The 12,007-nt window shown below is 76.8% G+C and carries 10 protein-coding genes; 6 read left to right on the top strand and 4 right to left on the bottom strand.

The genetic code is table 11. The features are described from left to right. Positions 1–114: 114 nt before the first annotated feature. The 4 genes from ABZ340_RS21285 to ABZ340_RS21270 form a co-directional block, all read right to left on the bottom strand. Positions 115–981 (bottom strand): tyrosinase family protein, encoded by an 867-nt coding sequence (locus tag ABZ340_RS21285; RefSeq protein WP_358783356.1) that lies wholly within the window; start codon positions 979–981, stop codon positions 115–117. Continuing rightward, on the bottom strand, positions 965–1,537 hold the full coding sequence (locus tag ABZ340_RS21280) for a tyrosinase family oxidase copper chaperone (protein WP_358783355.1): 573 nt from the start codon (positions 1,535–1,537) through the stop codon (positions 965–967). The genes ABZ340_RS21285 and ABZ340_RS21280 overlap by 17 nt, the downstream gene beginning before the upstream one ends. A 47-nt stretch (positions 1,538–1,584) precedes the next feature. Beyond that, on the bottom strand, positions 1,585–1,866 hold the full coding sequence (locus ABZ340_RS21275) for a hypothetical protein (protein ID WP_358783354.1): 282 nt from the start codon (positions 1,864–1,866) through the stop codon (positions 1,585–1,587). A 359-nt stretch (positions 1,867–2,225) separates the two neighbouring features. After that, positions 2,226–3,068, bottom strand: coding sequence for a hypothetical protein (locus tag ABZ340_RS21270; RefSeq protein ID WP_358783353.1), 843 nt, complete (start codon positions 3,066–3,068; stop codon positions 2,226–2,228). 704 nt (positions 3,069–3,772) lie between these two features. Here ABZ340_RS21270 and ABZ340_RS21265 point away from each other — a divergent pair. The 6 genes from ABZ340_RS21265 to ABZ340_RS21240 all read left to right on the top strand — a co-directional run bounded on the left by ABZ340_RS21265 (position 3,773) and on the right by ABZ340_RS21240 (position 11,935). Beyond that, positions 3,773–4,957: a glycosyltransferase gene (locus tag ABZ340_RS21265; RefSeq protein ID WP_358783352.1), complete on the top strand. Its 1,185-nt coding sequence runs from the start codon at positions 3,773–3,775 to the stop codon at positions 4,955–4,957. After that, positions 4,954–6,585, top strand: coding sequence for a sugar transferase (locus tag ABZ340_RS21260; RefSeq protein WP_358783351.1), 1,632 nt, complete (start codon positions 4,954–4,956; stop codon positions 6,583–6,585). The genes ABZ340_RS21265 and ABZ340_RS21260 overlap by 4 nt, the downstream gene beginning before the upstream one ends. Before the next feature lie 4 nt (positions 6,586–6,589). Continuing rightward, positions 6,590–8,065, top strand: coding sequence for an O-antigen ligase family protein (locus ABZ340_RS21255; protein ID WP_358783350.1), 1,476 nt, complete (start codon positions 6,590–6,592; stop codon positions 8,063–8,065). Beyond that, on the top strand, positions 8,062–9,885 hold the full coding sequence (locus tag ABZ340_RS21250) for a lipid II flippase MurJ (protein ID WP_358783349.1): 1,824 nt from the start codon (positions 8,062–8,064) through the stop codon (positions 9,883–9,885). Before ABZ340_RS21255 ends, ABZ340_RS21250 begins: the two co-directional genes overlap by 4 nt. 193 nt (positions 9,886–10,078) lie before the next feature. After that, entirely contained in the window at positions 10,079–10,768 is a 690-nt protein-coding gene (locus ABZ340_RS21245; RefSeq protein ID WP_358783348.1) for a polysaccharide deacetylase family protein, read from the top strand. Between the two features lie 12 nt (positions 10,769–10,780). Continuing rightward, positions 10,781–11,935 (top strand): glycosyltransferase, encoded by a 1,155-nt coding sequence (locus ABZ340_RS21240; RefSeq protein ID WP_358783347.1) that lies wholly within the window; start codon positions 10,781–10,783, stop codon positions 11,933–11,935. The last annotated feature ends 72 nt before the right edge of the window (positions 11,936–12,007 follow it).

Below are 12,007 nucleotides of genomic sequence, written 5' to 3'. Positions count from 1 at the left end.
GATTTCAGTGCGCTGCCCGCCCGGGCCGTCGCGCGCCCCATCCACCCCACCCACCCCCGGGCCCCCCGGGCGCGGCCGCCCCCCCGGGGCCGCTTCCGCATGACGGCCCTTCCCTCACCCGTACCGGTAGAACCGGCTGTGGTCCTCCAGCTCCTCCGGCGTCACGTCCCACGGCGGCAGCTTCTCCTGCCGGGCCACGATCCGGCCGTGCTGCGCGCTGCCCGGGCCGGGCGGCCGGTCCGGCAGGTAGCGGGCGCCGGGGTGGCGGCTCTGCCAGCGGGACCACTGCAGGTCGACGAAGGCGTGCAGCAGCCAGAACACCGGGTCGTTCACGGAGGCGCCGCCGAGCATGACCCCGCCGACCCAGCGGTGCACCCGGTTGTGGTTGCGCCAGGAGGCGCTGCCGTGCCCGGGCCCCCACCCCTCCAGCTTGTTGCGGAACCCCTTGGAGGCCGTCGAGTCCCACGGCTCGGTGTCGTAGACGGGGTCCTTCAGCGCCCATTCCAGGTCGCTCTTGTCCGGCAGCTGGATCGGGTCGCGGCGGCGGCCGAGGTCCCGGGTGAGGAACTCGGTGTCGGTCACGTTCCGCTTCAGGGTCCAGTTGCCCTCCGCGTAGGCGAACGGCCCGGTCGTCACCTGGTGGTCCGAGGGCCGCCCGTTGCCGCCGAGCAGGTCGTCGGTCCAGGGCGCGGAGGTGGTGCCGCGGTCCTTGGTCCAGTCCCAGTACGGCACGGAGACCGACGGGTCCACCCGCTGCAGCGCCCGCTCCAGCTCCAGCAGGAACTGCCGGTGCCAGGGCAGGAAGGACGGCGTCATGTGGGCCGTGCGCAGCCCGGCCTCGCCGTCGGGGACGAAGTGCTCGATGTGCATGCGCACGAACTCGTCGTACTCGCCGCGGCGTTTGAGTTCCAGCAGGGCCCGGACGAACCGCTGCCGCTCGTCGCGGGTGAGGGTGCTGACGTCCTTACGGGTGTACACCACGCCGGCCTCCCGGGTGTCCGTGTCCGTGTCCGTCTCCGTGCTCGTCTCCGTGTCCGCCGTCCGTCTCGCGCAGCCGCTGCCCGGGTGTCAGTTCCTCGACGGCCGCGCGGGTCGCCGCCAGCGGGGTGGGGTACGAACGGGAGTGGTCGACCACGCTGAGCCAGGTGCCGTCGGCGCGGCGCATCAGGTGCAGCGGGCGGTCGTCCACGGTGACGTGCCAGGTGCCGGTGGCGCCCGCGGGCCTGTCGCCGCGGATGCGGCGGCCGAGGTAGGTCTCGTCGAAGGCGGCGCGGTCCGGACCCTCCACGGGACCGGCCGGGGCCGGCCGCACCGGCCGGGAGGGCCCGGAACGGCCAGAGCTGCCGGAGTTGCCGGAGCTGCCGGAGGGCCGGGAGGCGGCGACCACGGGAGCGAGTGCCGCGGCGAGAGCGGGGACGAACAGCCGGCGCAGCAGCCCGCGGCGCCCGGTGCGCGCGGGACCGCCCCCTGCCGGGTCCACCGGTTCACGTGGTTCCCGTTCCGCGCGCCGTGGTGCTCCGCCCTCGCTGACGACCATGTGCGTGCTCCTCGTCCGGTTCGTTCTGCCGGTGACGGTGAACGGGGTCAGCCCTTCGGCGGCAGGCCGCCGAGCAGGGCGCCCGGCTCGTTCAGCTGGTTGGTCACGCCCTTCGTGGTGTGCAGCGCGGATCCCTTGTTCTCGGTGCTGAGCGCTTCCGTCCGGGGCTGCACCGGCATGGAGAGGACCGGGCGCTCGGTGATCACGCGCGCGGCGCTGTCGAGGGAGTGCGTGAGCTTGGTGAGGTCGTTGTGGGCGAACGCGGGCGTGGCAGTGCCGGCGAGGACCACGGATCCGGCGAGGACAGCGGCGGCCTTCAGGGAGTTCATGGGATTCCTTTCCTCGGCTCCTTCGGCGACTCTCGTCACCACGGAGAATTCCGTCGCCGTGCCCAACGAGGCCGGAGCGGACCGGAAACCCCGTGCGCCCCCGGGATTTCCGCACCCCACCCGAAGGCAGGGTGCGTCTCGTCGGCCTTTCCCATCCTCGTATGAGATCTCTGGAAGATTGCGGGGAAAACCGCGATCCGGAATCCGGGCAGAGGCCGAGAGGGAAGTCGAGAGAGAAACCGAAAGGGGAGTCGAGCAAGAGGTCGAGCAAGGGGTCGAGCAGGAATACGAGCGGGAACCGGAAAGGCCGTCGCGCCTGCCCGGGAGAGCAGGTGCGACGGCCTGTGGGGCCGGCTCCGTCAGGAGGGGTCCGCCGGCGCGTTCGCCGGTGCGTTCGGCAGGGCGTTCGCCGGGGCCGGGGCGTTCGGCGCGGCGGGCAGCGGCGGCAGCCCGGCCAGGTCGGGAGCGGGCAGTCCGCCGTCGACCAGCGTGGCCGCGGCGACGTTGACCACGTCGGTCACCACGTCGGCGGCGGCCGGGGTCACCTGTTCGGGCCGGCCCGTCGTGCTGGCACCGAGCAGGGCGTCGATCGCCTGCCGCAGCGCGTCGAGCGCCGTGCCGATGAGACCGCCGCTGTCGGCCTGGGCCTGGGCGGCCTGCGCCGGGGCGGCCGGGGCGAACGGAGCCGGCAGCGTGGTGACCGGCGCGTCGCCGTTCGGCCGGGCGACGGCGGGCGGCTGGGCGACGACCGGCGGCTGGGCGACGGCGGGCGGCTGGGCCGGCGTGTTCACCCCGGGGACCGCGGTGCCCGGCGTGGTCGTGCCCGGCGTGGTCGTGCCCGGTGTCGCCGCGTCCGTCCTGGTCGGCGTGCCCGTCGCCTCAACCTTGGCGACGGCCTCGTCGATGGCCGCGTCGACGGCGTTGCCGAGCTGCTCCGCCTGCTGCGCGGTGAGGCGGCCGTCGTCGGCCTTGAGGACGGCGCCGAGCAGTCGGGTGACCGGTGTGACCACACCGCCCAGGCCGCTGAGTGCCTGGATCTGGGCGTTGAGCTCGTCGGCGCCGGGCAGCGGCGCCCGGGACGCCGCGCGGGTGCGTTCCCGGTCCGAATCGCCGTCGGCCGCCATCGCCACCGGCCCGGTGACGCCGAGCAGGAGGGTGGCGCAGAGCGCGGAGGTGGCGATTCGCCGTGCGGGCAGACGCATGGGGGTTCCTTTCGGTGGTGTGCAGGGTCTTGTTGCCACCGTGGGAGCCGCCTTCGCGCTCTGCAACCGAACCGTCGCGCCGGGTGGCCGCCCGGGTGCCGCGGCGGCCTCCCCGTACCTGCTGAGACGGCCTGCCGGGGTCCGCGCCCCGGCCCGTACCCACCGGCCCCCATTCGGGGCAGCGGGCGGACGGCGCGCGGAGGTCCCGCACACGCGAAGTCGCCGCGGATGTCCGCCGGAACGCGCACCGGGGCCCGCACGACGTCACCGGGCGGCGCCCCCGGGAGTCCGCGGCGATCGCGGTGGCGATGGAGGCCGGGACCAGGCCCTTCGCGGCACGCGGCAGGGAGAGGTGCGCGGAGAGGTACTCCTCGGGGCCGGCGCGCCCATCCGGGCGAACGCCCGGCACAGCGTCGGTGCAGGGCGTTCTCCGGGCCGGGCCACCGGTGGAGTGATTCCGCGAGGGGCGTCCGCCGGTCCCGCGGGGCCCGCCCCGCCGGTCCCCGGGCACACCCCTCTCGCCCCAGTCGACACACTTGCCCGGTTTCGTCACATTCGTCCGAATTGCGACTAGGGTGGCACACCGTCCGACGCACCCCGTGCCGGCACACCCCCTCTTCCGTGCCGGCGCACCGCACTCGGGCGGCCGCCCGCGGCGCGTTCCCGCCCGTCCCGAGCGCCATCCGTGAGCGAGGAAACCGCGCATGTCCCTGCCAGCGACCGACCCTGCGCCGCGGGTCCTTCACCTCACCCAGCCCGTGGACGGCGGGGTCGCCCGTGTCGTGACGGACCTGACGCGGGCCCAGCTCGCCGCCGGGCTGCACGTCGCGGTCGCCTGCCCGGACGGTTCCCTCGCCGCCGCGCTGCGCTCGCTGGGCGCGGACGTACGCCCGTGGCGGGCGACGCGCTCGCCGGGACCCTCGCTCGGCGGGGAGGTGCGGCGGCTCGCGCGGGTGATCGAGGACGTGCGGCCGGACCTGGTGCACGCGCACAGCGCGAAGGCCGGTCTCGCCGGGCGGCTCGCCGTGCGGGGGCGGATCCCGACCGTGTTCCAGCCGCACGCCTGGTCGTTCGAGGCGGTCGGCGGGGTCACCGCCGCCCTCGCGCTCGGCTGGGAGCGGTGGGCGGCGCGGTGGGCCGCGCGGGTGGTGTGCGTCAGCGAGGCGGAGCGGCGCCGGGGGGAGGCGGCCGGAATCCGCGGGCGGTGGGCGGTGGTGCCGAACGGCATCGACCCGGACCGCTTCCGCCCCGGCCGCCCCGGCGCCGCCGTCCGGCCCTCGCTCCTCGCGGACACCGGTCCGCGGGACCCGCTCGTGGTCTGCGTGGGGCGGCTGTGCCGGCAGAAGGGGCAGGACGTCCTGATCGCGGCGTGGGACCGGATCGCCGAACAGGTCCCCGGAGCCCGGCTGGTGCTGGTCGGCGACGGGCCGGACCGGGCGCGGCTGCGGGCGCTCGCCCCGGCGTCCGTGCGGTTCGCCGGGGCCGTCGCCGACGCCGCCGGCTGGTACCGGGCCGCCGACGTGGTCGTGCTGCCGTCGCGCTGGGAGGGCATGGCCCTCGCCCCGCTGGAGGCCATGGCCTGCGGGACACCCGTGGTGGTGACCGACGTGGACGGCGCGCGTGAGCTCCTGCCGCCCGCGCTCGCGCCGCACTGCCTCGTGCCCTCCGAGGATCCGGCGGCGCTGGCCGGGGCCGTCGCCGCGCTGCTGCTCGACCCGGCACTGCGCGCGTCGGCGGCCCGTCGGGGGCGGGCGCACGTGGTGTCCGCACACGACGTACGGCACACGGCGCAGGCCGTCGCGGCCGTGTACGGCGAACTGCTCGGCGGCGGGCCGGACACAGGCCCGTCCGCCGTACCCACCCAGTACAGGGAGTCCATCCACTCGTGACCGCGGAAAGCACCGTCCCCCCTCCCGCCGGGCAACCGCGGGACCTGGGGCTCTCCCCCGTCTCGGTCCTGCCGCCGCGCACCGCCGGCGGCGGGGTCCCGCTCCCCTCCGAACGCCCCGCGGCGCGGCCGCCGTCCCGGCTGCCGCTGCTCGCCGCGGACGGCACGGCGGCCCTCCTGGGCGCGCTGGCGCTCACCGGCGTCCCGCACCGCCCGCTGTACGCGGTCCTGCTGGTGGCGGCGACGCTGCTGCTGCGCCCGCGCGGCCTGCCGTACACGCCGGACGGCGTCCTGGACGAACTGCCCGCCGTCTGCGGCCGGATCGCCGTCGGCTGGCTGGCGCTGGCCGCGCTGGTGGCGGCGTACGCCCCGCACCAGGCGCTGTCCGCCCGCGACCTGCTCCTCGGCTGCGCCGTGCAGGCGGCGGCGAGCTGCGCGGGCCGCGGTGCCGTGCACGGGCGGCGCCGGGCGGCGCTGCTGAACCACCCGCGCACCGCGCTCGTCGTCGGGCCCGTCCGGACGGCGCAGCGTGTGGCCGCGGCGGTGCTGCGCCACCCGCGCTGCGGGGTGCGCCCGGTGGGCGTCGTGGCCGGCGAGGCGCGAGAGACCGCCACGCCCGAAGAGGCCGCGGACGGCGCCGAGGCGCTGCCCGTGCTGGCCACCGACGAGGAGGTGCGGCGGGCGATCGTCCAGAACGGCGTCCGGGACGTGCTGGTCGTGGATCCGTCGGCACGGACGCGGCAGGCGCCGCTGCTGCGGGTGTTCGCCGAGTCGGGCTGCGCGGTGTGGGAGGTCGACGCCGAATCCCCGTCGTACGCGTCGTACGCGTCGTCCCCGTCCTACGCGTCGTCCCCGTCCTACGCGTCATCCGCGCCCTACGGGTCGTCCACGCCCTACGGGTCGTCCGCGTCGTCCGCGTCCCACGGGTCGTACAAGTGGTACGGGTCGTACAGGTGGTACGGGTCGTACAGGTGGTACGGGCCGCACGCGCGCCGTGACCGGATCGCCGGGTTCCTCTGCCGGCGGCTGGAGCCGGGGGCGGGGTGGCCGGGCGGTGGCGCCGGCAAGCGGGTGCTGGACGTGGTGGTGTCCGGGGTGCTGCTGCTGGCGGTCAGCCCGCTGCTGCTGGTGTGCGCGGTGGTGCTGCGGGTCAGCGAGGGGCCCGGGGTGGTGTTCCGGCAGGTGCGCGTCGGGCAGGGCGGGAAGCCGTTCACCCTGCTGAAGTTCCGCACCCACCGGCCGGTGGACGAGCACGAGTCGGCGACCCGGTGGAGCGTGGCGGACGAGCGGCGCATGCCGTGGTTCTGCCGCTTCCTGCGCCGGACCTCGCTGGACGAGCTGCTCCAGCTGTGGAACGTGTTCCGCGGCGACATGAGCCTGGTCGGCCCGCGCCCCGAACGCCCCTACTTCGTCAAGCAGTTCAGCGAGACCTACCCCGGTTACGCGGCCCGCCACCGGATGCCGGCCGGCATCACGGGGCTCGCCCAGATCCACGGGCTGCGCGGGGACACCTCCATCGAGGACCGGGCCCGCTTCGACAACGCCTACATCGAGAACTGGTCGCTGTGGCAGGACGTCTGCATCCTGCTGCGCACGGCCGCCACGCTCGTGCGCCCCACCGGGAGCTGACGCGGTGAGCCACGCCCTGTCCCTCCCCCGGCGCCCCGGCCTTCCCGGCACGCGGACGCTGCCGCCCGCGCTGGCCGTGGCTGCCGTGATCGCCCTGCTCGCGCTGCCGCTCGCACCGGGCGGAGCAGGCGGGGCGCATCCCGCCGACGCGGCCTCCGCGCTGGCGGTGCTGTACGGCGCGGTCCGGGTGGTACGGGACCGGCGGCGCCCCCTGCCCCGCACGGCGGCCGTGGTGTTCGCCCTGCCCGTGGCCGGACTCGCCCTCGCCGCCCTGCACGCGCCCTCCCCCGGCGCCGGGCTCACCGGGCTCGGCCGCTACCTCCAGGTCTTCGTGCTCCTCCCGGCGGCCGTCGTGCTGCTGGTGCGCGGGCGGCGCGACGTACGGCTGCTCGCCTGGTCGCTGGTGGGGCTGGCGCTGTGGCAGGGGGCGGTCGGCGTGCACCAGTACGCCACCGGGACCGGCGCCTCCTACCAGGGGGAGCAGGTCCGGGCGGTGGGCACCTTCGGGCCGCAGGACGTGATGGGGATGGCGACGGTCGTCTCCCTCGGGCTGGTGGCGGCGCTCGGGCTGGCGCTGGGCCGCACGCCGGTGCGGCAGCGGGTGCCGGCCGCCGGGTGCGCGGTGGCGCTGGTGCTGCCGCTCGCCGTCTCCTTCAGCCGGGGGGCGTGGATCGCCACGGCGGTGGCGTGCGCGACGCTGCTGCTGCTGTCCGGGGCGCGGCGGGCGCTGGCGGTGGGGGCGGGCGTGGCCGCGGCGAGCGTGGTCCTGGTGGGCGGGTTCGGGCTCGGTACGGCGATGCTCCAGGAGCGCCTCGACAGCATCACGCGGGTCGCCGACGCCCCCGACCAGTCGGTGACCGACCGGTACTCCCTGTGGGCGGCGGCCGGGGACATGTGGCGCGAGCGGCCACTGGGCGGCGTGGGGCTGAAGGGGTTCCCCGAGCACCGGGACGCGCACGCCTCGCTGGCGCTGTCCTCGGGCAGCGACACGGACGGCGCGGGTGCGGGCTTCCGCCGGCAGCCGCTGCTGTCGCCGCACAACATGTACCTGCTCATCCTCGCCGAACAGGGCCTGTCGGGGCTGCTCGCGCTCGCCGGGAGCTGGCTCGCCCTGCTGGTGTGCGGGGTGCGGAGGGTGTGGCATGTGCGGAAGCCCGGACGGCGCGGGGCCGACGCGCTCGACTGCGGGCTGGTCGCGTGCGGGCTGCTGGTGTGGCAGCTGACGAACTTCGCGTACGCCGACATCGGCGGACCCTCGACCGTGCTGACCGCGGTGAGCCTCGGCCTGGCGGCCCGGTGGGCCTTCGGGGGCGGTGGCGAGGGGGCTGCGGTGGAGGGGGCCGCGGTGGAGGGGGCCGCGGTGGAGGGGGCCGCGGTGGAGGGGGCCGCGGTGGAGGGCGGCGCAGAGGCCGCGGCTGGGACCGGGGCCGACGAGGTCCGGACGGTCGCCGCCGGGCCGGAGGGGGCACCGGCGCGATGACCGTGACGCCTTCCCGGGCCGGCGGTGCGGCGGCCGTGCCGACGGTCCGGGCCGCCGCAGCGCCGGATGCTGCCACGTCAGACGCTGCCGCGCCGGACGTCGCCGCGCCGGATGCCGCCGCGTCAGACGCTGCCGTGCCGGACGCCGCCGCGCCGGGCGTGGCCGCGCCGGATGCCGCCGCGTCGGATGCCGCCGCGCCGGACGTGGCCGGGGCCGAACAGGCCGGGAACTCCCGGGGTTTCCTCGCCCGCGCGACCCTGCTCACCGCCGCGCTGTCGGTCGCCGCGTCCGTGCTGGGCCTGGCCCGGGACCAGGCGCTGGCCCGGCTGTTCGGGGCGGGGAGCGAAACGGACGCGTTCCTGGTGGCGTGGACGGTGCCCGAGTTCGCGGCCACGCTGCTGATCGAGGACGGGCTGGCGTTCGCGCTGATCCCGATGTTCAGCCTGGCTCTGGCCCGCCGCGCGCAGGGCGCCCCGGGCGACCCGGTCCGCGCCCTGGTCGCCACCACCCTGCCCCGGCTGGCGCTCGCCTTCGCCGCGGTCGCCGCGCTGGCCGCCGTCCTCGCGCCCCAGCTGGTGCGGGCCCTCGCCCCGGGCCTGCCCGACCACGCCCTCGCGGTGGAGTGCACCCGCCTCACCGCGACCTGCGTGCTGAGCTTCGGGCTGGCCGGGTACTGCTCCGCCGCCCTGCGCGCGCACCGCCGCTTCCTGGCACCGGCGGCCATCTACGTCGCCTACAACACCGGCATCATCACCGCGATGTTCGTCCTCGGCGAGCGGCTGGGCGTGCGGTCGGCGGCGGTCGGGGTCGCGGCGGGCGGCTGCCTGATGGTGGCGACCCAGCTGCCGTCGCTGCTGCGGCAGCTGCGGCGGCGGGACGCCGACGCGGAGCGGGCGGAGGCGGCGGCGGGCGGCGGGGCGGCGGCGGCGCCGGCCGCCGCCCTGTTCGCCACCGTGCTGCTGTTCGCGCTGTGCCGGCAGTCCCAGGTGCTCATCGAGCGGTTCCTCGCCTCCGGGCTGCCCGCCGGTGCCATCTCGCACCTCAACTACGCGCAGAAGGTCGCCCAGATCCCGATGACGCTGTCGCTGATGCTGTGCACGGTCACCTTCCCGGTGGTGGCGCGGGCCCTGGCCGAGGGCGACACCGCGCGGGCCCGCGCCCGGGTGGAGCGGGACGTGGCCGTGGCCGCGTGCGTGGTGCTGCTGGGCGCGGCCATGGTCGTCGCCTGCGCGCCGCAGATCGTCCACCTGCTCTTCCAGCGGGGCGCGTTCACCGCGCACGACACGGCGGCGACCGCGGGCGTGATGCGCGTGTACGCCCTCGGGCTGCTCGGCCAGACCGTGGTGGGCGCGCTGGCCCGCTCCTACTTCTCGGCCGGCCGCGCCAGCTGGTACCCGCTCGGCGCGATGGCCGTCGGCATCGCGGCCACCGCCGGGATCGGCGCGTGCACCGCGGGCTCCTGGGGCGTGACGGGCATCGCGGCGGCCAACGCGGCCGGCATCACCGTCACCGCGGCGCTGCTGCTCGCCGGGATGGGCGAGCGGAGCGTCCCCGTCCGCGTCCGGCGCGTGCTGGGCCGGCTCGCCGGGCCGGTGGGGGCGGCGGCGGGCGCCACCGCGGCGGGCACGCTGGCCGCGGGCCGGTTCGGCTCCCCCGCCCTCGGCCTGGCCGCGGGCGCCCTGACCGTCACGGCCGTCTTCGTGCTGCTCGGCCGGGCCCTGGGCGTCCAGGGCGTCACCGCCGCGCTCTCCTCCCTCCGTTCCCTCCGTTCCGTCCTCTCCCGAAGGCTCCCGCATGGCTGTTTCCACAGGTTCCGCTGATTCCGCTGATTCCGCCGGTTTCCCCGCGGCCCCGGGTTCACCGGGTTCACCGGGTTCACCGGTCCCCGCCAGTCCCGCCAGTCCCGCCAGTCCCGCCGGTCCCGCCGGTCCCGCCGGTTCCGTCGACGCGTTCCCCCGTCCCCGGCCCGGCGCCCGAGGGGGCCGCCGCCCCGCCCCCGTGCCCTGGGTGGCGATGTACCACTCCGTCGGCGACTGCACCGACGACCCGTACCGCATCACGGTCACGCCCGCCCGGCTGGACGCGCAGCTCGGCTGGCTGCGGCGGCGCGGGCTGCGCGGGGTGTCCGTGGGCGAGCTGCTCGCCGCGCGCGCCCGGGGCGAGGGCCGGGACCTGGTCGGGCTGACCTTCGACGACGGGTACGCCGACTTCACCGAGCACGCGCTGCCGGTGCTGCGGCGCTGGGGGTGCGGGGCCACCCTGTTCGTGCTGCCGGGCCGGCTCGGCGGCGACAACGCCTGGGACCCGCTGGGCCCGCGCAAGCCGCTGCTGACCGCCGACGGCATCCGGCACGCCGCCGCCGAGGGCGTGGAGATCGGCTCCCACGGACTGACCCACGTGGACCTGACGAAGGCGGACGACGCCGCGCTGCGCGCCGAGGTCGCCGGCAGCCGGGCGCGGCTCGCGGAACTGACCGGCGCCCCGGTCGCCGGGTTCTGCTACCCGTACGGCACGGTCGACCGGCGCGCCGCCGACGCCGTACGGGAGGCCGGGTACACGTACGCCTGCGCCATCGACCCCGGCCCGCTGACCGGCCCGTACGCCCTGCCGCGGGCGCACGTCGGGCAGCGGGACACGGCCGTGCGGCTGTTGCTGAAGACCCGGCTGCACCGGCTGCGCCGACGCCCGGTGGCGGGGATCTGAGGGGGTGTCCGCGTGAAGGCCCTGCACGTCATCACCGGTCTCGGCGTCGGCGGCGCCGAGCAGCAGCTCCGGCTGCTGCTGCGCCATCTGCCCGTCGACTGCGACGTCGTGACGCTCACCAACCCGGGCCCGGTCGCCGACGGGCTGACCGCCGACGGGGTGCGCGTGGTCCACCTCGGCATGAGCGGAAACCGCGACCTGGCCGCGCTGCCCCGCCTGGCCCGCCTCATCCGCGCCGGCGGCTACGACCTCGTCCACACCCACCTCTACCGCGCCTGCCTCTACGGCCGCCTCGCCGCACGCCTGGCGGGCGTCCGCGCGGTCGTCGCCACCGAGCACTCCCTGGGCGAGACCCAGATGGAGGGCCGCCCGCTGACGCCGGGGGTGCGCGCCCTGTACCTGGCCGGGGAGCGCCTGGGCAGTGCCACGGTCGCCGTCTCCCCCGCCGTCGCCGGCCGGCTGCGGCGCTGGGGCGTGCCCGCGCCCCGCATCGAGGTCGTCCCCAACGGCATCGACCTGGCCCGCTTCCGCTTCGACCCGCGGCGGCGGCACCACACCCGGCGCCGCCTCGGGCTGCCGGACGACGCGTTCGTCGTCGGCGGCATCGGCCGGCTCGCCCCCGGCAAACGGTTCGACGTCCTCGTGCGGGCCCTGTCCCGCCTGCCCGGCGACTGCTGGCTGATGCTGGTCGGCGGCGGCCCGGAGGAGCACGTCCTGCGGCGCACCGCCCGCGAGGCGGGCGTCGCCGACCGTGTGCTGTTCACCGGAGAACGGCCCTACCTCCCCGACCGCTCCCCGGGCCCCGACCTGCCGTCGCTGGCCTGTGCGATGGACGTGCTCGCCTCGCCGTCCCGCGAGGAGGCGTTCGGGCTGGCGGCCGTGGAGGGCCTGGCGTCCGGGCTGCCGGTGCTGTACGCCTCCTGCCCGGCGCTGGAGGACCTGCCCCCGCACACCGCCCCGGGCGCCCGGCGCGTCCACGGCGGCGACGAGGAATTCGCCCGCGCCCTGGCCGAGGTCCACGCGGCCGGCCCCGGCCCGCGGACCGCACCCGAGGCCGCCCGCCGCTACTGCATCACCCGCAGCGCCTCCCGGCTGATGGACGTGTACGCCACCGCCCTCGCGCAGCCCTCGTTGTCCCCGGCACCCCAGGGAGTCAGCTCCGCATGACCGAGAACGTGACCGAGAACAGAACCGGCAACAGGACCGACAACTGGTCCGACAACAGGGCCGAGACCTGGT

This window comes from Streptomyces sp. NPDC006134, from assembly GCF_040628835.1.
In the GTDB taxonomy this organism is placed as follows: domain Bacteria; phylum Actinomycetota; class Actinomycetes; order Streptomycetales; family Streptomycetaceae; genus Streptomyces.
Note: the sequence above shows the minus strand (reverse complement) of the source record. Positions and strands in the feature narration are given on the sequence as shown.

Coding starts and splice junctions, on each gene's coding strand:
- ABZ340_RS21280 (WP_358783355.1), bottom strand. CDS start 1,537: ATGGTCGTCAGCGAGGGCGGAGCACCACGGCGCGCGGAACGGGAACCA.
- ABZ340_RS21275 (WP_358783354.1), bottom strand. CDS start 1,866: ATGAACTCCCTGAAGGCCGCCGCTGTCCTCGCCGGATCCGTGGTCCTC.
- ABZ340_RS21245 (WP_358783348.1), top strand. CDS start 10,079: ATGTACCACTCCGTCGGCGACTGCACCGACGACCCGTACCGCATCACG.
- ABZ340_RS21270 (WP_358783353.1), bottom strand. CDS start 3,068: ATGCGTCTGCCCGCACGGCGAATCGCCACCTCCGCGCTCTGCGCCACC.
- ABZ340_RS21250 (WP_358783349.1), top strand. CDS start 8,062: ATGACCGTGACGCCTTCCCGGGCCGGCGGTGCGGCGGCCGTGCCGACG.
- ABZ340_RS21265 (WP_358783352.1), top strand. CDS start 3,773: ATGTCCCTGCCAGCGACCGACCCTGCGCCGCGGGTCCTTCACCTCACC.